This window comes from Chromohalobacter sp. 296-RDG, from assembly GCF_029889885.1.
Taxonomy (GTDB): Bacteria; Pseudomonadota; Gammaproteobacteria; order Pseudomonadales; family Halomonadaceae; genus Chromohalobacter.
Window position 1 is genome coordinate 1 of sequence record NZ_JARANY010000137.1, and the last position, 2,610, is coordinate 2,610.

Here is a 2,610-nt window from a genome sequence, read left to right on the forward strand (position 1 = left end):
ATTATTAATAACTTAATTAAGATATTAATAATAATTTGACATATTATAAATCTCATGAAAAAATATCTTTGACTTTAACGAATAGTAGCCACCATTTTCAAGACGACTTAAAATAACACCCGCTCGTCTCGAAACCTTATTATTCCATTCTTCAGTAGGTTTACGAGGCCGCGGATATTTAAGATAAACAACTATCTGCAATGCTTGTTGAAAAGATAAGCTTTTCAACCCCTCACCAAAGTGAGCTTTTAAGCCGCTGATCCCTACAAAATCAGTTCCATAAAATGCGATAGCAAGATAAGCAGAAGAAATTGACGCTTTGCTTGCGCGGCGAGAAATCATGATTGCTAGCATTTGCTCTCTAAATTTGCGACTCATAGTTCGCTCGTATCGGCCTGTAACCACTCGGACATACTGCTGCTCTATGGTGCTTGCGCCACTACGGGGTTGATTTTTTTTAACTCTAGCCAAAAACATCCTGCCCATTGCTATCGGATCAACTCCTGGATGAAAATCACTTCGGTGATCTTCGGCAATGACGAGCGCCTCAATAATAACATCGGGAATTATTTCGCTGTTTCCAACTACAGCCAAGCAGCGACCTAGATCCTCGCGCATCTTTTTCGTCATAAAAATCTCTAGAAGCAAGGAAGCACACAGAAGCGGGAGCGATAGAGTCCAAAGGAAAAATTTCAAAACTCGTTCCTTTGCCATGTAACGTTACCATCTTGCTTGGCGACCATAGAGCTGAAACAACCAGTCATTTTTTTCTTTCGAACTAAACGTAAGATCATAAAAATTAGTTAACTCTCTTCCATGACCATTTTCAGTGACATGTAATACAATCCGATCTTTAGAGAAATATTTTTTCTCAATATAGCCTACCACCAACCCTCTAGTTCTATTCTTTCCTTCGTATCCCCCTTCTCTCGTAGAAGAATTTTCGTACACTTTCTCAACTGTTCCTTCGATACGACTTCCTTCGCGCCAGAGCATAGCCACGTATCGCAAAACCATACCTTTATAGGGGTTATATGAAGAGTTTACCGTAGTCATTTCAAAGTGCCAACGCCCGGTTATATTAGGAAGGAAAAACATCACCTCTCTTAACCAAAAGAAAAGAAGTGTGAGAATACCACCACCAGCAACAGTAGCCAGAACACTGTACAAAAAATTTAACCAAAATTGCTCCGCGGCCATATCTTCTTCATCTCTTCTTGTTACTAATAAGATAATTTTAAAGGCTTCTATAAATCAATGGCGCGCTACATCTAAATGCTGACTAAACAACTCTTATTATCGAATTATTAAACAATAGAATGAGTAATAAGCATCGTAATTGTACTGGCCAAAAGTCCGCTTTGAGTCGATAACAGCCTCCCCCCACTCTCGCCTCGATGTCGTATGCCAAGCGCAGCGTTGTATGCTCCACCATTTCGCTGTCGATGTACCGGGGCTTATTTACGCTTCCTAAGAAGGCAAGCCCTTAAGTATTCCTAACCTAGCTTAATTTAACGTCGTTTAACATAGAGCTACACGAAAGGCGTAGACACAAAAACGCCCGCGCCGTTTTGAGCGGCGCGGGCGTGGGTTTCAGCCGTGGGGGTGGTTCAGGAGGGGAAGCTGAACTGGGCGGTTTCCTGGTCGCTGCGCTTCGGCCAGCGTTGGGAGATGGCCTTGCGGCGGGTGTAGAAGCGCACGGCGTCGGGGCCGTAGGCGTGCAGGTCGCCGAATAGCGAGTCTTTCCAGCCGCCGAAGCTGTGGAAGGCGACCGGGACCGGTAGAGGGACGTTGATGCCGACCATGCCGACTTCGATGGCGTCGGCGAAGCGGCGTCCGGCTTCACCGTCACGGGTGAACACGCAGGTGCCATTGCCGTACTGGTGGGCGTTGATCAGGGCGATGGCGTCCTCGAAGGTCTCGACGCGCACCACGCACAGCACCGGGCCGAAGATCTCGTCGCGGTAGATGCTCATCTCCGGCGTGACACGGTCGAACAGCGTGGCGCCGAGGAAGTAGCCGGGCGAGCCTTCCACCAGCGGGTGCTCGCGGCCGTCGACCACCAGCTCGGCGCCGGCGCGTTCGCCCTGTCCGATGTAGTCGGCGACCTTGTCGCGCTGGCCTTCGTTGATCAGCGCGCCCATATCGAGGCCGCGCTCGGTGCCCGGGCCGATCTTGAGCTCGCGGGCCTGGGCGGCGAGACGCTCGACCAGGGCGTCGGCGGTGGCGTCACCCACACACACGGCGACGGAGATCGCCATGCAGCGCTCGCCGGCACTGCCGTACGCGGCGCCGATCAGCGTACTCGCGGCGTTGTCGAGATCGGCGTCCGGTAGTACCACGGCGTGGTTCTTGGCGCCGCCGAGGGCCTGCACGCGCTTGCTTTGCTGGGTGCCGCCCTCGTAGATCTTGCGCGCCACGGGGGTGGAGCCGACGAAGGAAAGCGCGCGTACTTCGGGCGCTTCGATCAGCGCGTCGACGGCCTCGCGGTCGCCATGGATCACGCTGAACAGCCCCTTGGGCAGTCCGGCTTCGTCGAGCAGTTCGGCCATCTTCACGGCGGCCGAGGGCGTTTGCTCGGAGGGCTTCAAGATGAAGGCATTGCCGCAA

3 protein-coding genes are annotated in these 2,610 nt (G+C 51.6%); all 3 read right to left on the minus strand.

Annotated features, from left to right (window positions below; genetic code table 11):
- Positions 1–24 precede the first annotated feature (24 nt).
- Complete coding sequence (locus OP495_RS17095) at positions 25–630, minus strand: biosynthetic peptidoglycan transglycosylase (protein ID WP_280570945.1); 606 nt, start codon at positions 628–630, stop codon at positions 25–27.
- Between the two features lie 90 nt (positions 631–720).
- The gene (locus OP495_RS17100) at positions 721–1,200 is read right to left on the minus strand and encodes a hypothetical protein (protein ID WP_280570946.1); all 480 of its coding nucleotides are present in this window, start codon (positions 1,198–1,200) and stop codon (positions 721–723) included.
- Between the two features lie 410 nt (positions 1,201–1,610).
- A partial coding sequence (gene mmsA, locus OP495_RS17105; protein ID WP_280570947.1) for a CoA-acylating methylmalonate-semialdehyde dehydrogenase occupies positions 1,611–2,610 on the minus strand: 1,000 nt, incomplete at its 5' end.